This window comes from Curvivirga sp. (assembly GCF_965219885.1).
In the GTDB taxonomy this organism is placed as follows: Bacteria; Pseudomonadota; Alphaproteobacteria; order UBA8366; family Aestuariispiraceae; genus Curvivirga.
On sequence record NZ_CBDCOT010000007.1, the window covers coordinates 235,992 to 257,774 of the forward strand.

Below are 21,783 nucleotides of genomic sequence, written 5' to 3' on the forward strand. Positions count from 1 at the left end.
TAAGATGCAACATAAGTATTGCGGGCGATGGGTCAAGCAAATGCGTTTAAAAATGGACGAAAAATAGGGATTTTTTAGGTATTCATCTATGAAAGAGATATATGTCAGCCTCGACCCGGTGGAAATTTCCTATATTCAGGCCATGTTAGCAGAGCAGGAAATAGATGTTTTGGTCTTCGATCAAAATATGAGTAGCCTCTATGGTGATAATGGACTTTTCCCAAAAAGATTGATGGTTGTGGATGAAGATTATTTTATGGCTAAGTCGATTTTAGATAACCTAGACCTTAACGCGGAATAAATGTGATGCAGGACATCTTGAATAGTTTATCGGATGATATGCAGTCACGTGGGTTAACTGATGATGCTTTTCTTGGCGGACAGCTTAAAATCTTACAACCCAAAATTGGCTATCGCGCTGCAATGGATCCGGTATTGCTTGCTGCTGCGGCACCTGTCTTATCAAAAGGTCGGGCCCTTGATTTAGGCGCTGGGGTTGGAACTGCAGGCTTATGTTATCTTCATCGGGTTGCCAATATAGAAATGATTGCTTTGGAAATGCAGGAAGATTTGTCCAAACTGTCACTGGAGAATGCTCATCGAAATGATTTTGGAACTTTGTTTGCAGCGGTGCATGGGGATTTATCTGAGAAGTATATTGAAGGTGTAGAAAGTAATAGCTTTGATTTAGTGATAACAAATCCGCCCTATGTAGATTTTGCAAAAGCCCAGCATTCCCCGGACGAAATTCGGCAAAAAGCTAATATTGAGTCACATGTAACTATGGATAAATGGTTAGATGTCGGCTTAAAAAAGCTAAAACAAAAAGGTTGGTTTGTGATGATCCAGCGGGCAGATCGGCTGGATGAAATATTGTCTCATTTGAGAGGGAAGTTGGGGGAGATTACGATTATTCCGTTATGGCCAAAAGCTGGAGAAGCTGCAAAGCGCGTTATTATTCGTGGGCGCAAGGCTGTGAAAGGCGGATCTGTAATGCATCCCGGGTTATGCCTGCATGAAGAAGGAAGACGTTATACGAGAGAAGCCGAAGCTATTCTTTGGGCGGGGCATGGTCTAGAGTAACTAATCTAAAAAATATGTGCTCTTGCGAATGATTCTCACTTTTACTCTTGACTCTTTTGTTTTTAATAATCATTATCAGTTATAAGTTAAGAGTGATTATTAATATTAGAGACATTCTAAATGTATATCTGCATTTGTAACGCTATTTGTGATAAGAAAGTCAATCAAGCGATTGATAGTGGGCATCGGAAAGTGAAAGATGTCTATTCCGCATGTGGAGTCAAACCACAATGTGGCACATGTGCGAATGATATCAAAAATATGATCCAAGATCGCGAAAAGATGCAATTAGCTGCAGCCGATTAATTTAAAATCTCTTGATACGTGAATATATAAAGCGCCTTTCTATTTAGAGGGCGTTTTTTTGTTTCTGTCATAAAAACTTCATGTCAGATAGATAAAATCCTGTCCTTTTTTAATTGAACGACCAATCAATATATGCGTTAATCATATTTTGGATTTGGGGAAATGGAATAATCTACGCTATAACTATGTGAATATGTGTGCTGATTATCCTTTTGATGAAAAACTGTGAGGAGTTTTCGATGCTGGGTCGATTAAAAATTTCGACAAAAATTGGCTTAACCAATGTAATATTGCTGGCATTGCTACTTGGTATTGGCGGCGTTGGTATTGTGAGTTTGCAAAACACATTTGCGAAATTCGAAGAAGTGCGGGATTTGACCCATACGACAAACTCAGCAAGTAAAATTCAAGCGGAGATGTTGGAAATCCAAGTAGCCGTTAGTGATTATCTGTTAGTACCTATCGAAGATAATGCGATCAAGGTAACGCAAGCAATTGAAGCTTTAAACGCTGAGATTGATTCCGAATTATCTGGGCATGAAAATTCGACAACGATCTCAATGTTTGAAGAGTTGAAAGCTGGCCTGACGCAATATGGTGAAGCCTTCTTGCTTGTTCAGGAAAAAGAAAATCAACGTCAGACATTAATTAATGTAGATTTGAGTTCCATTGGATCAAATATTGAAACCAATGTTTTCGCCCTCATGGATAGTATCAGCTTGGAAGGGGATGCTGACCTTACTTTTATGGCAGGTGAATCTTTTAGCTCCTTCAGTACTGTGACAAGTCTCATTAAAGACTTTTTAGCAAATAACGATGAAGCGTCTTACGAAAAAGCACAAAAACAAATCGCACGTTTTGAAAAAGGCTTTGCCAAGCTTGATAAGCAATTAGAAGTAAAACGGATGAAAGGGTTGGTTAAGAAAACCAACCGGGATTTGAAGAAATATAAAGAGATTTTGGAGACAACAAGAAAGACGATCGCTGAACGAAATGCTTTGATGACAGGTGCGTTAAGAGATGGCAGTCATGCTGTAGAGGCGGCTACCTTGTCTTTAATCGAAGGTTTCTTGAATAGACAGGAAGAAATTTCCGTCGAAGCGGAAGACGATATTAATGCAGCGACACAAATTTCTATCATTGCTTCGATTATCAGTGCTGCCATGGCAGTTGTATTAGCTTACTTGTTGGCACGCGGTATTGCGAAGCCGATCGTATCTATGACAGAATCCATGGTTGGATTGTCAGAAGGTGATACATCCGTAGATGTTCCTGCTAAAGAACGTCAAGACGAGATTGGTTCTATGGCGCAAGCAGTACAAGTTTTTAAGGATAATGCAATTCGTGTGAAGCAGCTAGAAGATCAACGTGAGGCGGAACGCTTGCAAGCCGACGCAGAGAAAAAGCGTTTGATGTCGGAACTTGCAGATGATTTTGAGGCCAATGTAGGGCACATTGTTGATGTTGTATCAGGTCGTTCCAGTGAAATGCGCAATATTGCTCAATCCCTATCAGGCATTTCTGATGAGACATCTTCTCGTGCAGGTGTTGTTGCGACAACGGCTGAGGGCGTTTCCAATGATATCCAGACAGTAGCGTCAGCAGCAGAAGAACTTTCCTATTCTGTGCAAGAAATCAATGGTCAGGTAGAGCGTTCCTCCGCGATTTCTGAAGAGGCCGTTCAAAATGCCGAAAAAGCGAGTGAGCGCGTCAGTGGTCTGGAAGAGACAGCAGATAAAGTAAGTAACGTTATTCAGCTGATTAACGAAATTGCCGAACAAACAAACCTACTTGCATTGAATGCGACCATTGAGGCTGCACGTGCAGGGGATGCGGGTAAAGGCTTTGCTGTTGTGGCGAATGAGGTGAAATCTTTAGCAACACAAACCGCAAGAGCAACAGAAGAGATTTCAACTCAGATTAATGATATGCAATCTGCAACGGATGAGGTTGTGGAAGCGATTAAGGGTATTAGTGACTCAATTGAACAAATGAATAGTATCTCTTCTATGGTGGCAGGTGCAGTTGTTCAGCAAGGAGCTGCGACGCAAGAAATCGCAAGAAATGTTCAGGGCGTATCTGCAGGGACACACGAAGTATCAAGCGTGATTTCTGATATGAGTGTATCAGCCGAAAAATCTGGTAGTGAATCTCAAGTCGCGCTGTCTGCTGCTGAAGAGTTATCGTCTCAAGCAGATCGGTTGAAGTCTGAATTGACCAAATTCCTAAACCAAATTCGATTGGGATAGATAAATCAGCAAAAAAAAGAAAAAATGCCTGAGTGAAAATTTCCTCAGGCATTTTTTATGAAAATTGTCTCTTTGCACTTGGCAAACTCCATGAGACGCATTAGCTCAGTAAGAACAATTTTGAATCATTAAAGGTTTTATGATGTCCAAATCTTCCAAAGCGAAAAAATCCAAACTTCGTTACATTCCCTTCATCGGGCATAAGCTGGCTGAGAAACAAGCCCAAAAGGCCGTTGTTTCTGTATTGCGCTTGAATGGTGTTATTGGTGCTGCTGGTTTTATGAAGAAAGGGTTGAGCTTAGAAGCGCTGGAAGAAGTTATTGAAAAAGCTTTTGAAGAAAAGCACTTAAAAGCAGTTGCTTTATCTATTAATTCTCCTGGGGGATCTCCGGTACAGTCGGCGCTGATTGCAGGACGTATTCGTGAGAAGGCTAAAGAAAAAGAAATTCCTGTATATGCATTTTGTGAAGATGCAGCAGCATCTGGTGGATACTGGCTCGCTTGTGCAGGGGATGAAATTTATGCGCATTCATCTAGTATTGTCGGATCAATTGGTGTGATTTCAGCAGGCTTTGGTTTTACAGAATTATTAGAGAAGATTGGGGTTGAGCGCCGTGTCTATACGTCCGGTGAGTCCAAGTCCCAACTTGATCCTTTCTCAAAAGAAAAAGCATCAGACATTAAGCATTTGAAATCCTTGCAGAACGATATTCATGAGCAATTCAAAGATTATGTTCGTAGTCGTAGAGAAGGAAAATTAACCGAAGAAGAAAAGAAGCTTTTTTCTGGTAGTTTTTGGACAGGGGCAAAGGCGGCTGAATATGGTCTGGTAGATGGACTAGGTGAATTACGCAACATTTGTAAGGAAAAGTTTGGTGACAAAACCAAATTTAAAGAGGCATCTGCACCTAAATCCTTCATTCAACGAAAACTTGGTTTAGAAGGTAAATTCGCAGGTTTGAGTTTGTCAGGTGTTGGTGAAGATATTATGTCTTCTGCAGAGGAACGTTCCTGGTGGTCTCGTATAGGTTTATAAGCTTAATGCTTGACCCATGGGCTTCAACGCAGCTAAACAAAAGATATGTTAGGTTTCAGTTTACAAAAAATAATCGTCTTAGGGCTTTTAATTGCCGCAGTCTGGTATGGATTTAAATATATCGGGCGTTTACAGCGCGTAGATCGTGGTGAGCGTAAAAAGGGCGAGCGGACGATGGGGGAACGTGTTCGCAAAGCAGCCCGTGAGCGGTCTGGTGTGACGGATGCTGAAATTATAGAGGATACAGAAAAATGCCCTCGTTGTGGTACATTCATTCCAGTAGGTAGTGAATGTAGCTGCAAGCGTCGATAAGTTATAAGCCGTCTTTATGACGGCTTTTTTATGGCCAAACCATCTGACTTGAACCGATTTGGTTGATTTTCCCCAAAAAACAGATTGTCTATACATTTCAAAATCTTACTTTGGAATATGTTTGATAAAAAAAATGAAATTTTTTTTGTGTATTTGTTTTGTTCTTTTGCCCCGAAAACAATGTTTTAAATCGTTGCTGCTATTTACATTTTTTCTTTGATTAACCGTTTAATTATATTTTTTATTTAAAAGCGACCATTGATATAGGTAAATGCGACAAATTAGCGGTTGATTTAGTTTTTGAAACTGGGTATTTGCTGCATTGCAAACAAGCGATGCTTATTTATCACAAAAGGTGATAGACGTTTGTTATTGTGGCATATCCACAAATTCTACTGATTAATATGAGGATCAAAAAATGACTATGAATCAGCCGACAATCCGACCGGCACGACCTTTCTTTTCTTCCGGGCCTTGTGCGAAACGTCCTGGTTGGTCGACATCGGGTTTAGGCGGCGCATCGTTAGGCAGGTCTCATAGATCCGCAGAAGGCAAAGCAAAGCTAAAAAAGGTAATTGACGATACGCGTGCAATTCTTGGCATTCCAGCAGATTATAAAATTGGTATTGTTCCCGCATCTGATACAGGTGCTGTTGAGATGGCGTTATGGTCTCTTTTAGGGGCACGTGGTGTGGATATGCTGGCTTGGGAAAGTTTCGGTAGCGGTTGGATCACTGACGTTGTCAAACAATTGAAGCTTGAAGATGTGAATAGTTATACTGCTGATTACGGCTTACTACCTGATTTGACCAAGATTGATAAAAACCGAGATGTGGTGTTCACATGGAATGGCACAACCAGTGGCGTGAAGGTTCCAAATGGCGACTGGATCGCGGATGATCGGAACGGTTTAACTATTTGTGATGCAACCTCTGCAGCATTTGCCATGGACCTTCCATGGGAAAAGCTAGATGTGACCACGTGGTCTTGGCAAAAGGTGCTAGGAGGTGAGGGTGCACATGGAATGTTGGTGCTTAGCCCACGTGCTGTAGAGCGTCTGGAGAGTTATACACCTGCTTGGCCTTTACCTAAGATTTTTCGTCTTACGAAAGGTGGAAAATTAATTGAGGGTATTTTCAGCGGTGCCACGATCAATACACCATCTATGTTATGTGTTGAAGATGTTTTGGATGCTTTAAACTGGGCCCAAGACATTGGTGGATTATCGGAAATGCAAAAACGATCTTCTGCTAATTTAAAAGCGGTTGAAGATTGGGTTGCAAAGACTGATTGGATAGAGTTCCTTTGTGCTGATGCAACACTAAGATCAAACACATCAATCTGTCTAAAACTGTCTGATAGCTGCTCTCTTCAAGATGAGGAGCGCGACGGTGCGCCGAAAAAAATGGCAACCTTGTTGGAAAAGGAAGGCGTTGCTTTTGACATTAATGGTTATCGCGATGCACCAGCAGGTTTACGCCTATGGGGCGGTGCGACCGTTGATCCAGCTGATATGGAGGCACTTATGCCTTGGTTGGATTGGGCATATTCACAGATTACAGCATAAGAATTTCACGAAATTACCAGCCTTTTAGGCTAATGAATTATACTGAAAGTAAGACAAATGGTTAAAGTACTTATTTCTGATAAAATGGATCCGCTTGCAGAACAAATTTTTAAAGAACGCGGCGTTGATGTTGATTTTAAACCTGGCATGACACCGGATGAGTTAAAGGCCTGCATTGGCGAATATGACGGTTTGGCTATTCGTTCCTCTACGAAAGTAACACCGGAAATCTTGGAGGCCGCAACTAATCTAAAAGTGATTGGCCGTGCGGGTATTGGGACCGATAATATCGATAAAGAAGCGGCGACAGCAAATGGTGTTGTTGTAATGAATACACCATTTGGTAATTCTATTACCACCGCTGAACATGCGATTGCAATGATGATGGCATGTGCCCGTCAAATTCCGATGGCAAATGAATCCACCCATGCAGGGAAATGGGAAAAATCCAAATTTATGGGCGTTGAAGTTTTTGGCAAAACCCTCGGTCTCATTGGCAGTGGCAATATTGGATCTATCGTGGCGGATCGTGCACAAGGGTTGAAAATGAAGGTTATTTCTTTCGATCCCTTTCTGTCTGAAGAGCGTGCAAAAGAGCTAAATATTGAGAAAGTAGAGTTGGATGATCTGTTAGCGCGTGCTGATTTCATTACCATGCATACTCCATTGACCGATAGTACGCGGAATCTGATCAATAAAGATGCGATTTCCAAAATGAAGGATGGCGTTCGTATTATTAACTGTGCCCGTGGCGGTATTATTAATGAAGTCGATCTGAAAGAAGGTTTGGAAAGTGGTAAGGTTGCTGCGGCGGCACTTGACGTATTTGAAGTTGAGCCAGCAAAAGAGAATGCACTTTTCAATATGGATAATGTGGTATGCACGCCGCATTTAGGAGCTTCTACAACCGAAGCGCAGGTGAATGTTGCTATTCAAGTTGCAGAACAACTATCTGATTATCTGTTAACTGGTGCGGTGACAAACGCCCTGAATATTCCATCTGTCTCTGCGGAAGATGCGCCGAAATTAAGACCATATATGAGTTTAGCTGAACAGTTAGGTAGCTTTGCTGGTCAAGTCACTGAAAGTGGTTTGAAGGCTATTCGTGTTGAATTTGAAGGACATGTTGCAAGCCTGAATACACAACCATTATTACAAGCGGTATTAGCAGGTCTCTTACGTCCGTTTAGTGATAGCGTGAATATGGTGAATGCGCCAAGTATCGCCCGTGATCGTTCCATTGAAGTTTCTGAAGTGAAACATGATCGCCCATGTGACTATCAAACTTTGATCCGTTTGGTTGTAACAACTGAGAATTTTGAACGCACGGTATCAGGAACTTTGTTTGGGGGGCAGAAACCTCGTGTAGTAGAGGTGAAAGGTATTGAGATTGAAGCCGAACTTACAGAGCATATGCTCTATATTACCAATGAAGATAAACCAGGTATGATTGGCCAGCTTGGTCAAACCTTGGGGAATGTAGATGCAAATATTGCAACTTTCCATCTTGGGCGTGCCGAAGAAGGTGGTGAGGCAATCGCGCTTTTACAACTCGACAGTCCGCTAGATGATGATTGTATGGCTTTGATACAGGCGATCCCACATGTAAAACAAGCTAAGCTGTTGAGCTTCAAATAAGTTTAACTTCTAAAAATTATTAAAAGCCCTGGAAGCGTTATCTTTCGGGGCTTTTTCTATTTTGGGAATTAGGAATTTATGTTGCATTGCACCAATTTCTCCGTCACAGTGAGTATTCAGGATCAATTATTGAGGGTTTATGATCGTGCTTTATAGCTTTTACGATACCAAAGTGCAGGCAATGGAACCATTGCGCATTATGGCGGAAGCAACTGAAGTTGCTTTTACGCATCCTTGGAATCCGTGGAGTTATACCCCTATAGGTAAAAGCATTGCGGCAGGCTCTCATGTGATGGAAAGTTTGCTACGTGAACGTGGTAAGCCGGATTGGATGATCGATACTGCAATAGTTGATGGAAAAGAAACACCTGTTACAATCGAAACCGTTGTTCATAAGGCTTTTGGTGATCTTGTTCATTTTAAGCGCGAAGGCGTAAAGGAAGGCACACATCCAAAGCTTTTACTTGTCGCACCTATGTCAGGCCATTATGCAACTTTGCTGCGTGGAACTGTGCAGGCATTGATTGATGATCATGAGGTCTATGTTACGGATTGGCGTGACGCATCTGAAATCCCGATGGGTGAAGGTAAGTTCGGTGTTGAAAAATACATCAGTTATGTCATCAAATTTCTAAAATATTTAGGTAAAGATGCGCATGTGATGGCAGTTTGCCAACCTGCACCACTGGTGCTAGCTGCCGTATCTGTTCTTGCCATGCAGGATTCCTCATATCAACCAAAGACGATGACATTGATGGGAGGACCACTGGATACGCGGGCTGCGTCGACTGTTGTGACGGAATTGGCAGATAAACATGATATGAATTGGTTCCGTCGCAATTGTATTCATGTAGTCCCCCTTCGGTTTGAAGGGGCGGGCCGTCGGGTTTATCCTGGTTTTATGCAGCTTCATGCGTTTTTATCTATGAACCCTAAGCGCCATACAGTTGCGCAATGGAAAATGTTCACTCACCTAATTGAGGGGGATGGTGATTCAGCAGAAGCACATCGTAAGTTTTACGATGAATATCTTGCTGTAATGGACACAGCTGCTGATTTCTACCTTGAAACGATCGATGCTGTCTTTAAACGCCACTTATTACCACGTGGTTTATTCCGTTATAAAGGCGATTTGGTTGATACGCATGCCATTAAGAAGACAGCACTGCTAACCGTTGAAGGGGCGCTGGATGATATTTCTGCGCCGGGACAAACTATTGCAGCTCACGATATGTGCTCTAACATTCCTGCGAATATGAAAAAGAATCATCTACAGGAAGGTGTAGGACATTATGGTATCTTTAATGGTCGAAAATGGCGAGAAATCATTAAGCCAGAGATTGCTGCTTTTATTCGTAAACATGGTGAATAAAATTAATTTTCTTTAAATGATTGAAAGAAATCCGACTTTCATATTATAGTATCGGTAGTGGGTAAGGGGACAATTCTAAATTGAATTGGCCGGAGGATCTGTATGACTGGTCATACTGTAACACCCCATGTCGTTACTGATGATGGCATTGTAAAGAATCCCCAATTAGGCAAAACATCTGCCTTTTTGCAGATATGGTCTGGACTGACCTATCATTCAGACAAGCCACGTTTTAAAGATTTCTTACCCGAAGATTTGCCAAATCAGCTATGGAGAAACCTGTTTATTACATCAGTTGTTGCTACACCCTTCACGATAACATTTCTGTATCAAGGAATGTATATCACGGATCAACTGGGACAACACTTTGTCGGAAAGTCCCTATCGGAAGAATTATTTGGGGAGTCGTTTGGAGAAATTGAACGTCTTTATCATTTAACCTGTCAGGACCAAAAACCTGTGCTTTCAAGAGAGCTAATGACATCACGTTACGGCATTAGTACGTTAAATGAAGTTATACATGTGCCTTTCTATGATCAATCTGGAAAGGTTTCTCATATTTGCGGTGTTATCGAATCTGTCGATATCCCAGAAACACCAATGGATGAGAATGATGATGTGCCTGAAAATTGGCGTATTGAATTTTCAGGGGTTATTGATCTGTAAAGAATAATGCCGCCTGAATTTCTTCAAGCGGCATTATGAAATCTTTCAGATTAGCTGACATTAAGCTTCTTGAAGCTCAACACCTTTATCTGTGAAAGCTTGTGAAAGTTCGCCTGTTTCAAACATCTCACGAACAATGTCACAACCGCCAATAAATTCCCCTTTGATATATAGTTGAGGAATTGTCGGCCAGCTGGAATATTCCTTGATGCCTTCACGAACATCCATGTCTTCAAGGACATTAATACCTTTAAAAGGTACGCCGACATGGTTCAAAACTTGTACAACTGCAGCCGAAAAGCCGCATTGTGGGAAAACAGGTGTGCCTTTCATAAATAGCACTACATCGTTTTCATTGATCTCGGATTCGATTTGTTCGAATGCAGGATTGTCGCTCATTTTACTTCCTTTCATCAAGTAAGCAGATCAAAAGATACAGCTTACTCTCCATCCTCTGGTACAGCTGTTTGCAAGGCAAGCGCATGAAGCTCGTTACCCATGCGCCCTTGCAATGCTTTGTAAACCATCTGATGCTGCTGAACGCGGCTTTTGCCTTTGAATTCTGCTGATTTTACGAAAGCTGCATAATGGTCACCGTCTCCACGCAGATCGTTGATCACAACTTCTGCATCTGGCAAGGCTTCCTTAATGAAGTTTTCGATATCACCTTGGGACATCGGCATGATGGTTACTCCTAATCAGTTATTATTGGTTTTAGAATAGCTGATCGTTGCACTTATTTAAAGCTCAACTGCCATATATTCTGGCATCCAGCCTTCAAAAGCTTCACGAAGCTCTGCCAAAGATATGGCATCACCTTCACCAAGCTTCAAGTCGCTTCCGCCTGTTTTACCAATGATTTCTGCAGGAATACCAGATTCTTTTGCTTTTTCGATGATCGCAGCGGCATTTTTCGTAGAAATCAGGTAGCGTGCCTGATCTTCACCAAAGAAATATGCATGTGCAGGCACATCAGAAGAAGCAGGTTGAACAAGTTCTACACCCATTTTACCGGAAATCGCCATATCTGCAGCAGCGCAAGCCAAACCACCATCGGACAAGTCATGAGAGGCGGTTACTAAACCTTCATCAATCAATCCGCGTAGGAAATCACCATTTGCCAATTCTTGGTCTAGATAGACTGGCGGTGGTGCGCCTTCTTCGCGGCCTTCTACTGTATCCAGATAAACGGAATTACCTAACCAGCCCTTTGTTTCACCGATCAGGATCAGGTCTTCGCCCTCTGCTTTTAGATCAATAGAAACAGCTTTGGATACGTCATCAATCACACCAACACCACCAATCACAGGTGTTGGTAAAATACCAATACCATTGGTTTCATTGTAAAGGGATACGTTACCAGAAACCACAGGGTAGTTGAATTTGATTGCTGCTTCGGACATGCCTTTAACTGCACCAACAAATTGACCCATGATACGAGGGCGTTCAGGATTACCAAAGTTCATGTTATTGGTGATTGCCAATGGTTTTGCACCGGATGCGGTCAGGTTACGCCAGCTTTCAGCGACTGCCTGTTTGCCGCCTTGTTTTGGATCTGCCAAACAATAACGTGGGGTACAATCAACAGAGATTGCAATCCCTTTCTTGCTTTCAGGTAAGCGAACAACGGCTGCATCACAACCCGGCGCTTGAATAGTGTTACCCATAACCAAATGGTCATACTGTTCCCAAATCCAACGACGAGATGCCATATTCGGGGAACCCATGATTGTTTTTAACAGATCTGTTAAGCTATCAACGGCTTTTACATCACCAGCTGCAATCACGTCTTGCTGTGGTGTTTCTTCCCATGGGCGTTCATACATTGGAGATGCATCCACCAATGGAGGTACAGGAATAGAACCAACTTGTTGGCCTTCCCACATCATGGTCAATTCACGTGTATCTGTAACTTTACCAACAACCGCGAAATCCAATTCCCATTTTTCAAAGATGGCACGGGCTTCGTCTTCACGGCCCGGTTTTAACACCATCAACATACGCTCCTGACTTTCAGAAAGCATCAACTCATAAGGTGTCATGCCTTCTTCGCGCATTGGAACTTGGTCAAGATGTAGTTCAATACCTACTTCACCTTTATCTGCCATTTCAACCGATGAGGAAGTCAGACCAGCAGCACCCATATCCTGAATGGATACGATCGCATCGGTGGACATTAATTCAAGGCAAGCTTCCAGCAACAGTTTTTCGGTGAACGGGTCGCCGACCTGAACTGTAGGACGCTTTGCATCAGAATCATCGTCGAATTCTGCAGATGCCATTGTCGCACCATGAATACCGTCACGGCCTGTTTTAGAACCGACATAAACAACAGGGTTACCGATACCGGATGCTTTGGAATAGAAGATCTTATCAGAATCAGCCAAGCCAACTGTCATTGCATTTACAAGGATGTTGGTGTCATAGGCTTTGTGGAAGTTTGTCTCACCGCCGACTGTTGGGACACCCATGCAGTTACCATAACCACCAATACCGGAAACAACGCCAGAAAGTAGATGGCGTGTTTTCGGGTGCTCTGGGCTACCGAAACGTAGTGCATTCATATTAGCAATCGGACGTGCACCCATGGTGAATACGTCACGCATGATGCCACCAACACCAGTTGCTGCCCCTTGATAAGGTTCGATAAAGCTTGGATGGTTGTGGCTTTCAATTTTGAAAACAGCTGCTTGACCATCGCCAATATCAACAACACCTGCATTTTCACCCGGACCTTGAATGACTTGTTCACCTTCGGTTGGTAATTGCTTCAACCAGAAACGAGAAGATTTGTAAGAACAATGTTCCGACCACATTACAGAGAAAATACCTAACTCAGTGTAATTTGGTGTGCGGCCCATAATATCTAGCATGATACCATGTTCTTCTTTGGTGATACCATGTTCAGCGATCAACTCGTCGGTGACTTCGATCGCATTGAATTTTGCGTTATAATCTGTCATCGGTTTTCTCGCTTAGCTCATAGAATTAACAATTGAAGTAAATAATGGGCTGCCTTCAACGCCACCATGAAGCGGGTCAATTGCATTTTCTGGATGTGGCATCATACCAAGTACGTTGCCTTTTTCATTCAGGATGCCAGCGATATTGCGTTGAGAACCGTTTAAGCATGTTGCATCAGAAACCACGCCATCTTCATCACAGTAACGGAAAGCCACACGACCTTCACCTTCTAGGCGATCCAATGTGTCAACGTCTGCGAAATAGTTACCTTCATTATGGGCAACCGGAACGGTTATCACCTGGCCTGTTTCATAAGCAGATGTGAAGTTTGTTGCATTGCTTTCAACCTTCAACTGTGTACGCTTACAGATGAATTTCAAGCTGGCATTATGCATCAAAGCACCTGGTAACAAGCCTGTTTCTGTTAAGATTTGGAAGCCGTTACAAACGCCAAATACGGTTACGCCTGCATTTGCTGCCTTGGCAACTTCACGCATGATCGGGCTATTAGCGCCCATCGCGCCGCAACGTAAATAGTCACCGTATGAGAACCCACCAGGGACCATAATCATGTCTACTTTTGGTAAGTCGGTTTCACCATGCCAAACAAGTTGAGGTTTTACGCCAGAAGCTTGTTCCAACGCGGCGATTGCATCATTTTCCCGGTTGGTGCCGGGGAAGAGAATGACTGCGGATTTCATATTTCCGTCCATCCCTACTTAGAAATTAGAGGCATTCCTGCCAAATAAAACGCGATAATTAAAAACTTAAGTTTGACTTAAGCTGTTAATTCAATTGCGTAATCTTCGATTACTGTGTTTGCCAAAAGCTTTTCACACATAGCTTCAACTTGTGTTTTTGCTTTTGCTTCATCTGTTTCCGCCAGATCCAGTTCGATAACTTTGCCTTGACGCACTTCGTCAACGCCGCCGAAAGCAAGTGCAGTTAATGCATGCTCAATTGCTTTACCTTGTGGATCCAATACACCATTTTTTAATGTGATAGTAACTTTGGCTTTCACGGAAATTCTCCTAATCAGTCCCGTTTAAGGGTTTTTTAAAACTGTGCGGTATTAAAACTCTTGTAAAAGAAAAAGGCGCAAGGGGGTCTCCTTTGCGCCTCTTATATTATGATTCTTCGGAATCCGACTCTTCCAGCTCAGCCATCCCGCCTTCCGGCAAAATTCCAAGTCGGCGCGCGACTTCCTGATAAGCTTCTTCGACGCCACCCATATCACGGCGGAAGCGGTCCTTGTCCATTTTCTCGTTGGTCTTCGCATCCCAAAGACGACAGTTATCCGGCGAAATTTCATCTGCCAGAACAACACGAACATCGCCATTTTCGTCTTCGATACGGCCAAATTCTAATTTGAAGTCAACCAAACGGATGCCGATGCCCATAAACAGGCCTGCAAGATAATCATTGATGCGCAGGGTCATCGCCATAAAGTCATCAATTTCTTGCGGGGATGCCCAACCAAAAGCAACAGCATGTTCTTCTGAAATCAATGGGTCATCCAATTCGTCAGATTTGTAACAAAACTCAACTATGGAACGTGGTAAGTTTGTGCCTTCGGGAATACCAAGGCGTTTTGCCATGGAACCTGCAGCAACATTACGCACGATAACTTCTACAGGGATAATATCTACCTGATGACAAAGTTGTTCACGCATGTTCATACGCTTGATGAAGTGGGTTGGAATGCCCATTTCCTGCAGACGAAGCATGATGAATTCGGAAATGATGTTATTTAGAACACCTTTACCATTAATGGTACCTTTTTTCTTCGCGTTAAACGCAGTGGCATCATCTTTAAAATATTGAACGACTGTGCCTGGTTCAGAACCTTGAAACAGGACTTTGGCCTTGCCTTCATACAGTTTTGTGCGCTTTGCCATCTGTATTTCCTTGTGAAAAGTCTGGGCGAATATCTAGGTCGATAAATCGCAAAATATTGGGTCACAGGAAGTCCGGTGGATTATCTAAAATCAACACCTTCATTTTCATGCACGCCCTATAGCAGCATTGGCCCAGAGATACAATCGCCTTTCATCATATTTGCTAAGATTTTATAACATTGTTTCAAATTATATTTAAAAGACCCTCAAATTAGATTTATATGTCTAGATTGTAATTTTATTATAAAGTCGCAATAACAATACCTTATGGCGCATATATAAAATTTTAACTAATAATAGTTTTCATATCTGCAGGCTTCTCCTAAGATTGTATATACAAATTGGTGGCAGGAAATTCGGGGGAAGCCCGTTTTTTTAGCGGAAATTTCCATATCATCTACATTAAAATTTGATTTAAGGTCGGGAGGAAACCATGGCGTTTCTGATGCGTATCTCGTTGGGCAAGCTTTTGCCTGTGATTATTGTTGGTCTGGTGTTGCTGTCTACAGTTATCGTAGGTGGGGTGAGTTTTGTGGCTGCACAAAATGCGTTGAGCGATGAAGCCGAAGAAAAGCTATCTGCATTGACGTCGGCGCGTACAAAAATGGTGCAAGATTATTTCTTTACCATTGAGCAAGACCTGGCGACACAGATTTCCAGTAAAGGATTTCAGAAAATCGTACGGGATTTCACCAATGGCTGGGATTATATGAAGGAAAAGGCGTCCGAAGATTTGCGTCGTTTCTATATAACAGAAAATGAGTTTCCAGCCGATCAGCGCGATCAACTTGATAAAGCTAAAGAAGATTTTTCAAAATATTCACTGAACCATAAAAAGCATCATCCATGGCTTAGAGATTATGTGAAAGATCGTGGTTATTTGGATCTGTATATTTTCAATAAAAAGGGTGACCTGACCTATACGCTTTATAAGCAAGATGATTATGCGACAAATTTTTTAACTGGCCCTTGGAAAGATACTGCACTGGGGCAAGCTGTCTCTGAAACTTTAGAAATGCAAGCGCCGGGACAAATGCATTATGTGGATCTAAGTCGTTATGCAGCAAAGGGCGATCAAATTGCAGGTTTTCTTGTCGCACCAGTTTATAATCAACGTAAGAATTTGATAAGTGTAATTGCTATCCAGTTACCTATTGATCGCATTGACCAGATTATGCATGACGCGGTGGGATTGGGCGAAACTGGTGAGACCTATCTGATAGGAGATGATTCACTTTGGCGGAGTAACTCACGTTTTAGTGAGCAGAAAACACTATTAGAAAATGAGACACGAAATGCATCTGTTGAAGATGCTGTTGCAGGAAATTCAGGTAAAGCGATTGAACGAAACGCGGACGGGGTGAAGGTGATTACTGCTTATGCACCGCTTTCGTTCAATGGTTTGAACTGGGCTGTCATGGCAGAACAGCAACATAGTGAAGCCACCGCAGCTGCGACTGAGCTAGGCTGGTTTATTCTTATCTTATTATTGGTTGTAATAATCGTAGCTTCTATTGTTGGTTTGGCTGTTGGGCGCAATATCGCAGGGAACATTTTATCCTTGGTGTCTTCTATGGAAGAATTGGCAAAAGATGCCTCTCAAGCTGAAATTCCCGAGATGGATCGAAAAACCGCTTTTGGCAAAATTGCCGAAGTTCTAAAAGGGTTCAAACAAACAATGATGGATGGTCAGCGTTTAGCCGCGGAGACAGCAGCAGCTCAAGAAGAGAGAACGCAGCGGGCGAGAGCTATTTCATCATTGGTTGAAAAGTTTGATCAGCAAGCACATGAAACGTTGCAGGATGTAGACCGTGCAACACAGGATATGACTAACTCAGCAGATGGTATGAATCTGATTGTTGGAAATACTCAACAACTCGCTTCTGAAGCATCTCTGGTAACTGATCAGGCGAGCAATAATGTAAATACCGTGGCTGCAGCAGCAGAAGAATTGGCTGCGTCGGTTCAGGAAATTAGTTCACAAGTCCAACATTCTGCAAGTATCGCTGGACGTGCGGTAACACAGGCTGCAGAAGGGAATGATTTGGTCCGCGGCCTAGAACTTAGTGCGGGGCGTATTGGCGAGGTTATAACGCTGATTAACGATATTGCGGATCAAACAAATTTATTGGCATTGAATGCCACAATCGAAGCTGCACGCGCAGGTGAGGCAGGCAAAGGCTTTGCCGTTGTTGCAAGTGAGGTAAAATCTTTAGCAAATCAAACTGCTAATGCAACAGGTGAGATCAGCTCACAAGTTTCTCAGATTCAATCCGATACTCAACAGACTGTTGGGGCGATTGAGGGAATTAGTCAGATTATTGAGGAAATGTCCGATATTATCACGTCGATTTCAGCAGCGGTTGAACAACAAGGGGCCTCAACGCAGGAAATTGCGAGGAATACGCAACAAGCAGCGGCAGGAACAAGTGAACTTACCAATAAAATTAGCGAAGTGAGCCAGATGTCAGATGAAAGTAAAAACTCAACAGATGTAGTGGTATCTGCGACAGGTAATCTTATTCAACAATCAGAAAATCTCCGTAAACAAATTGATGCTTTCTTAAAGGAAGTGCAGGCAAATAGTTAACAGTTATCTTTTTTGAATTGTTATGGGTACAATTCAACTGATGCAAAACGGCCTTTCTCTTGATAGATAATCAAGGACAGGCCGTTTTTCTTAAGGTGAAACATGACAATTGAATTTGTACTGCTTTGGTTATCTGTCTTATTTCCGCTGGTTTTTAGTGTCGGGCCAGGTAATCTTTTATGTGCTGTTGCTGGTGGGGCACAGGGATATAGAAAATCATTACCTTTTATTCTTGGTCTTGATGTTGTTTATAGCAGCTATTCACTAATCTTCGGTTTTGGACTTGGGGCGATTGTTTTGCAATTTCCCATACTGATGAAAACGGTTCAGGTGGTTGGGGCTATCTATGTAGCTTGGTTGGCCTTGAAATTTATGCGTCGCCGTCATGTGGAAGCGAAAGAACTTCCGCAGTTGCGATTTATAGATGGGGTGATTTCCCAAGCACTGAATATAAAAGGGATTTCCATTATCCTGACCATGTATTCTCAGTTTTTGAATGCGGATAAAGCTCTTATCCCACAGGTATTAGGACTGACATTAGCGTTACTGTTATTAAACTTGTTCACGCATAGTGTTTGGACTTTGGGAGGCAGTTGGATGGCAAAAACATTTGCCAGTGATCGCGCGGTTAGAATTCAAAGTATGGTCTTTGGAATTATGTTATTGATCGTAGCTGCTTGGTTACTTCTTAAGTAATTAAATCGGCAAGAAAAAAGCGGTCCAAAATTGAACCGCTTTTTATGTTTTTATCTTAAAGTTTTAGCTTAGCTACCGATCACTCGGCTCCACCAACCTTTACGTTTTGGTTGGTTGCTTTCAGCTGGTGTTTCCGCAGCGGGCGCAGATGCAGGTTCCGCCTTGGGAGCTTCTGGTGCTGGCGCGGGTTTAGGTGTCGCTTCAGCTTTTGGTGCCTCTGTCACCGAAGTAGCTGGAGTTGCTTCCGTGGCCTCAGCTTTTTTTGCAGATGCTTTCTTTGCCCGCGTCTTTTTTGCAGTGGCTTTCTTTGCAGAAGCTTTCTTTGTCGAAGCCTTCTTTGAAGATGCTTTCTTTGCAGAAGATTTTTTCGCAGATGCTTTCTTTGCTCGCGTTTTTTTAGCAGGCTTTTGCTCAGAAGTTTCTTCTGCAGGTTTAACGTCATCTGTCTGCGGTTTTTCCTCAGATCTAGTTACGTTTGCTGCTTCTGAAACATCTGCTTCAACAACTTCAATAGGCACTTTGCGACGACGCACTTTACGTGGTTTGTCTTCCACAATCTGTGATACGCCTTCTACAGCAGCCTCAGCAGCAATTGCTGGTGCTTCTTCGGTTCTAGGCTTTTCATTCTCTCCTTCATTTGAGGAGGTTTCGCCATTTGCATCATCTTGTTTGCGATCACGACGGTTGCCACGACGATTTGCAGGATGACGGTTTGTACGACGGCCACGATTACGTTTAGGTTTTTCATCGCCATTTTCATCGGATGTTTCTGAAGAATCACTCTCTGAGGAACTATCATCGGATGTCTGACCTTCAGAGCCATCTTCAGATACATTGTCATCATTTAAATTATCTTCTTGATCATTACGATTGCGATTACGACGACGTCCACCACGACGACCACGTTTACGACGTTTACGCTGGTTGTTATCGTCACCATCTTCTTGATCACCATCAATATCCTCTGAAGATTCTGTATCATCTAGATTTTCTTCATCTTGATTTTGATCACGATCATCATCACGCTTACGGCCGCGACGGCGACGGCGGCGTTTACGGGATTTACCTTCGCCTTGTTCTTGTTCCTGTGTTTCTTCATCCGGTTGGATTGGTTCCACATCTTTGATCAAGGCTTCGCCTTCTAATTCACCTTCACGTTCAAGATTGAATTCAGTTGGCAACATCTTTGTATCGACAGAAATAGTTACTTTATAGCCGTAATTTTCTTCCATTTCAGCCAACGATGCGCGCTTGCTGTTCAGGATATACATTGCCACGTCCGGATTAACCGTAACGGTAAGGAATGCAGTTCGACGACGTAAGCCTTCTTCCTCAATAGTACGTAATACATTTAAAGCAGAGGAATCTGTTGATTGAATATATCCTGTACCGGAACAAGTAGGGCATGTCTGAGAGATGGCTTCTAATAGGCTTGGACGCAAGCGCTGGCGGGACATCTCCAAAAGACCGAATGGACTAATCCGACCAACTTGAATGCGTGCACGATCTTTACGCAAGCTTTCCTTTAACTTGCGTTCAACTTGTGCATCGTTTCGGTTATCGTCCATATCGATGAAGTCGATTACGATCAAACCAGCCATATCACGAAGGCGTAATTGACGCGCAATTTCCTCGGCCGCTTCTAGATTAGTTTTTAGCGCAGTTTCTTCGATATGACGTTCTTTTGTCGCACGACCAGAGTTTACATCAATTGCCACCAATGCCTCTGTCTGGTTCATTACAATCGATCCACCTGAACGTAAGTTCACGGTCGGTTCATGAATGGCTGATAACTGACTTTCAACCTGATAACGTTGGAATAATGGAATTCCATTATCATCCTTATACGGTTGTACTTTTTTCGCATGGCTTGGCATCAAGGTTTTCATGAAATCTTTTGCCGTGCGATAACTTACATCTCCCGCCACCAAGACTTCTTCGATTTCCTTGGTGTAAAGATCACGAATGGAACGTTTGATTAGGTTTGCCTCTTCATGGATGAGCGAAGGCGCCGTTGCTTCCAATGTATTCGTGCGAATTTGATCCCAAAGACGGGTAATATATTCAAAATCGCGCTTTACTTCGGTTTTGGTACGACCAGCACCGGCGGTACGGACAATGACTGCCATACCTTGCGGGATTTTTAATTCAGCCACCACTGATTTCAAACGTTTGCGATCAGCGACATTTGTGATTTTACGACTAACGCCACCACCACGCGATGTGTTTGGCATCAATACGCAATAACGACCAGCTAAAGAAAGGTATGTGGTTAGGGCTGCGCCTTTATTACCACGTTCTTCTTTAACAACCTGAACCAGAATAACCTGACGACGTTTGATGACTTCTTGAATTTTATACTGACGTTTTAGGCGAGGACGGCGTTTTGCTGTTTGTTCCTGTGCTTCATCAGAACCTTCGTCACCACCAAGCTCTTCTACTGGTGCGCCGTTTTCTGTGTCATCAGAATCATTTGTATCGTCATCATCGTCGTCTGTTTGGTCGTCTTCAACCAAATCATCACGATCAGACACCGGGATACGGTAATAGTCAGGATGGATTTCAGAGAAAGCGAGGAAACCGTGACGGTTTCCACCGTAATCGACAAAGCACGCCTGTAAAGATGGTTCCACACGGGTCACCTTTGCCAGATAAATATTGCCTTTTAATTGTCGTTTGCTTTCTGTTTCGTAGTCGAATTCCTCAAGCCGGTTGCCATTCACGACCGTCACGCGCGTTTCTTCGTCGTGCGTCGCGTCGATTAACATTCTTCTTGCCATTTATTTTTTCTCCAAGCCGCGCGGCGGGAGAGGATGGTAGCCTCGCCTCAAATAAGCGCGGCAAGATGTTCACAAGAGGCATGATGCGCCGCTGCGCCAAAAGCGCAAAACCGTCTACAGCATCGCGAAGATTTTTCGCAAAGCTGAGGACGTTATCGGATCGCAGAGTTAACATGCCTATTCCTTAAAGTTTCCAGTGATCAACCCCGAATTGGGCCAAAGACTGTTTACCAGTTAAAACGACAGTTAGAGGCTGATGCATTAAAAGGGGCGCTTATAATTTAGCAAGGGCCGCCTTGCGGTTGGCATCAGCATATACTGCCTGTAATCATGATCCGCGTTCTTGAAACCTTTTTTGCTTGGGGCGTTGCCTTTTAATTTGAAGGCCGCTTCCATTCGGGAAAATCTTATAAGTCAAATGACTGGGATTTTCCTCAAGCTGGATTTCGAGAACAACGTCTCTTTCTAAATTCTGGAAGGTCTGTAATCTCAGCAAACCGCATAAAAAGCGGGGATATACCTATCTTTGCTGGCTTTACAGATTTCATCTTCCAAAATATGAAACCTTTTTCCGCATTGCATTAATAGCAATGTCTGGTAGGAAAGCTCAATCCATATCTTTCAGT

19 protein-coding genes are annotated in these 21,783 nt (G+C 42.9%); 12 read left to right on the top strand and 7 right to left on the bottom strand.

The window, feature by feature from the left end; translation table 11 throughout:
* Nucleotides 1–88: 88 nt before the first annotated feature.
* The 10 genes from ACOQOA_RS01200 to ACOQOA_RS01245 all read left to right on the top strand — a co-directional run bounded on the left by ACOQOA_RS01200 (nucleotide 89) and on the right by ACOQOA_RS01245 (nucleotide 10,229).
* On the top strand, nucleotides 89–301 hold the full coding sequence (locus ACOQOA_RS01200) for a DUF2007 domain-containing protein (RefSeq protein ID WP_420546845.1): 213 nt from the start codon (nucleotides 89–91) through the stop codon (nucleotides 299–301).
* Between the two features lie 5 nt (nucleotides 302–306).
* The gene (locus tag ACOQOA_RS01205) at nucleotides 307–1,083 is read left to right on the top strand and encodes a tRNA1(Val) (adenine(37)-N6)-methyltransferase (protein WP_420546846.1); all 777 of its coding nucleotides are present in this window, start codon (nucleotides 307–309) and stop codon (nucleotides 1,081–1,083) included.
* A 120-nt stretch (nucleotides 1,084–1,203) separates the two neighbouring features.
* Nucleotides 1,204–1,389, top strand: a complete 186-nt coding sequence (locus ACOQOA_RS01210) for a (2Fe-2S)-binding protein (protein WP_420546847.1) — start codon at nucleotides 1,204–1,206, stop codon at nucleotides 1,387–1,389.
* A gap of 239 nt (nucleotides 1,390–1,628) precedes the next feature.
* Complete coding sequence (locus ACOQOA_RS01215) at nucleotides 1,629–3,638, top strand: methyl-accepting chemotaxis protein (RefSeq protein ID WP_420546848.1); 2,010 nt, start codon at nucleotides 1,629–1,631, stop codon at nucleotides 3,636–3,638.
* Nucleotides 3,639–3,780: 142 nt separating this feature from the next.
* A complete protein-coding gene (locus ACOQOA_RS01220; protein WP_420546849.1) occupies nucleotides 3,781–4,674 on the top strand; it encodes a S49 family peptidase in 894 nt (297 codons plus the stop codon).
* Nucleotides 4,675–4,719: 45 nt separating this feature from the next.
* On the top strand, nucleotides 4,720–4,986 hold the full coding sequence (locus ACOQOA_RS01225; protein ID WP_420546850.1) for a hypothetical protein: 267 nt from the start codon (nucleotides 4,720–4,722) through the stop codon (nucleotides 4,984–4,986).
* A 418-nt stretch (nucleotides 4,987–5,404) separates the two neighbouring features.
* Nucleotides 5,405–6,553, top strand: coding sequence for a phosphoserine transaminase (locus tag ACOQOA_RS01230; RefSeq protein ID WP_420546851.1), 1,149 nt, complete (start codon nucleotides 5,405–5,407; stop codon nucleotides 6,551–6,553).
* Between the two features lie 57 nt (nucleotides 6,554–6,610).
* The gene (serA, locus tag ACOQOA_RS01235) at nucleotides 6,611–8,191 is read left to right on the top strand and encodes a phosphoglycerate dehydrogenase (protein ID WP_420546852.1); all 1,581 of its coding nucleotides are present in this window, start codon (nucleotides 6,611–6,613) and stop codon (nucleotides 8,189–8,191) included.
* Between the two features lie 139 nt (nucleotides 8,192–8,330).
* Nucleotides 8,331–9,563 (top strand): polyhydroxyalkanoate depolymerase, encoded by a 1,233-nt coding sequence (locus ACOQOA_RS01240; protein ID WP_420546853.1) that lies wholly within the window; start codon nucleotides 8,331–8,333, stop codon nucleotides 9,561–9,563.
* Between the two features lie 102 nt (nucleotides 9,564–9,665).
* Nucleotides 9,666–10,229 (top strand): PAS domain-containing protein, encoded by a 564-nt coding sequence (locus ACOQOA_RS01245; RefSeq protein WP_420546854.1) that lies wholly within the window; start codon nucleotides 9,666–9,668, stop codon nucleotides 10,227–10,229.
* 60 nt (nucleotides 10,230–10,289) lie between these two features.
* Here the strand turns inward: ACOQOA_RS01245 and grxD are convergent, their stop codons facing one another.
* From grxD to purC, 6 genes are all read right to left on the bottom strand, one after another.
* A complete protein-coding gene (gene grxD, locus ACOQOA_RS01250; protein WP_420546855.1) occupies nucleotides 10,290–10,628 on the bottom strand; it encodes a Grx4 family monothiol glutaredoxin in 339 nt (112 codons plus the stop codon).
* A gap of 41 nt (nucleotides 10,629–10,669) precedes the next feature.
* On the bottom strand, nucleotides 10,670–10,912 hold the full coding sequence (locus ACOQOA_RS01255) for a BolA family protein (protein WP_155154611.1): 243 nt from the start codon (nucleotides 10,910–10,912) through the stop codon (nucleotides 10,670–10,672).
* 57 nt (nucleotides 10,913–10,969) lie between these two features.
* Entirely contained in the window at nucleotides 10,970–13,192 is a 2,223-nt protein-coding gene (purL, locus tag ACOQOA_RS01260; protein WP_420546856.1) for a phosphoribosylformylglycinamidine synthase subunit PurL, read from the bottom strand.
* Nucleotides 13,193–13,204: 12 nt separating this feature from the next.
* Nucleotides 13,205–13,894, bottom strand: a complete 690-nt coding sequence (purQ, locus tag ACOQOA_RS01265; RefSeq protein ID WP_420546857.1) for a phosphoribosylformylglycinamidine synthase subunit PurQ — start codon at nucleotides 13,892–13,894, stop codon at nucleotides 13,205–13,207.
* 77 nt (nucleotides 13,895–13,971) lie between these two features.
* A complete protein-coding gene (purS, locus tag ACOQOA_RS01270) occupies nucleotides 13,972–14,214 on the bottom strand; it encodes a phosphoribosylformylglycinamidine synthase subunit PurS (RefSeq protein ID WP_420546858.1) in 243 nt (80 codons plus the stop codon).
* Nucleotides 14,215–14,320: 106 nt separating this feature from the next.
* Nucleotides 14,321–15,091: a phosphoribosylaminoimidazolesuccinocarboxamide synthase gene (purC, locus tag ACOQOA_RS01275; RefSeq protein WP_420546859.1), complete on the bottom strand. Its 771-nt coding sequence runs from the start codon at nucleotides 15,089–15,091 to the stop codon at nucleotides 14,321–14,323.
* Between the two features lie 433 nt (nucleotides 15,092–15,524).
* Between purC and ACOQOA_RS01280 the strand changes: the two genes are divergently transcribed.
* Nucleotides 15,525–17,681, top strand: a complete 2,157-nt coding sequence (locus tag ACOQOA_RS01280; protein WP_420546860.1) for a methyl-accepting chemotaxis protein — start codon at nucleotides 15,525–15,527, stop codon at nucleotides 17,679–17,681.
* Nucleotides 17,682–17,783: 102 nt separating this feature from the next.
* A complete protein-coding gene (locus tag ACOQOA_RS01285; protein WP_420546861.1) occupies nucleotides 17,784–18,377 on the top strand; it encodes a LysE family translocator in 594 nt (197 codons plus the stop codon).
* 68 nt (nucleotides 18,378–18,445) lie between these two features.
* Here ACOQOA_RS01285 and ACOQOA_RS01290 read toward each other — a convergent pair whose 3' ends face one another.
* Nucleotides 18,446–21,157, bottom strand: coding sequence for an Rne/Rng family ribonuclease (locus tag ACOQOA_RS01290; RefSeq protein WP_420546862.1), 2,712 nt, complete (start codon nucleotides 21,155–21,157; stop codon nucleotides 18,446–18,448).
* Between the last annotated feature and the right edge of the window lie 626 nt (nucleotides 21,158–21,783).

Coding starts and splice junctions, on each gene's coding strand:
- ACOQOA_RS01200 (WP_420546845.1), top strand. CDS start 89: ATGAAAGAGATATATGTCAGCCTCGACCCGGTGGAAATTTCCTATATT.
- ACOQOA_RS01205 (WP_420546846.1), top strand. CDS start 307: ATGCAGGACATCTTGAATAGTTTATCGGATGATATGCAGTCACGTGGG.
- ACOQOA_RS01210 (WP_420546847.1), top strand. CDS start 1,204: ATGTATATCTGCATTTGTAACGCTATTTGTGATAAGAAAGTCAATCAA.
- ACOQOA_RS01215 (WP_420546848.1), top strand. CDS start 1,629: ATGCTGGGTCGATTAAAAATTTCGACAAAAATTGGCTTAACCAATGTA.
- ACOQOA_RS01220 (WP_420546849.1), top strand. CDS start 3,781: ATGTCCAAATCTTCCAAAGCGAAAAAATCCAAACTTCGTTACATTCCC.
- ACOQOA_RS01225 (WP_420546850.1), top strand. CDS start 4,720: ATGTTAGGTTTCAGTTTACAAAAAATAATCGTCTTAGGGCTTTTAATT.
- ACOQOA_RS01230 (WP_420546851.1), top strand. CDS start 5,405: ATGACTATGAATCAGCCGACAATCCGACCGGCACGACCTTTCTTTTCT.
- serA (WP_420546852.1), top strand. CDS start 6,611: ATGGTTAAAGTACTTATTTCTGATAAAATGGATCCGCTTGCAGAACAA.
- ACOQOA_RS01240 (WP_420546853.1), top strand. CDS start 8,331: ATGATCGTGCTTTATAGCTTTTACGATACCAAAGTGCAGGCAATGGAA.
- ACOQOA_RS01245 (WP_420546854.1), top strand. CDS start 9,666: ATGACTGGTCATACTGTAACACCCCATGTCGTTACTGATGATGGCATT.
- grxD (WP_420546855.1), bottom strand. CDS start 10,628: ATGAGCGACAATCCTGCATTCGAACAAATCGAATCCGAGATCAATGAA.
- ACOQOA_RS01255 (WP_155154611.1), bottom strand. CDS start 10,912: ATGCCGATGTCCCAAGGTGATATCGAAAACTTCATTAAGGAAGCCTTG.
- purL (WP_420546856.1), bottom strand. CDS start 13,192: ATGACAGATTATAACGCAAAATTCAATGCGATCGAAGTCACCGACGAG.
- purQ (WP_420546857.1), bottom strand. CDS start 13,894: ATGAAATCCGCAGTCATTCTCTTCCCCGGCACCAACCGGGAAAATGAT.
- purC (WP_420546859.1), bottom strand. CDS start 15,091: ATGGCAAAGCGCACAAAACTGTATGAAGGCAAGGCCAAAGTCCTGTTT.
- ACOQOA_RS01280 (WP_420546860.1), top strand. CDS start 15,525: ATGGCGTTTCTGATGCGTATCTCGTTGGGCAAGCTTTTGCCTGTGATT.
- ACOQOA_RS01285 (WP_420546861.1), top strand. CDS start 17,784: ATGACAATTGAATTTGTACTGCTTTGGTTATCTGTCTTATTTCCGCTG.
- ACOQOA_RS01290 (WP_420546862.1), bottom strand. CDS start 21,157: ATGGCAAGAAGAATGTTAATCGACGCGACGCACGACGAAGAAACGCGC.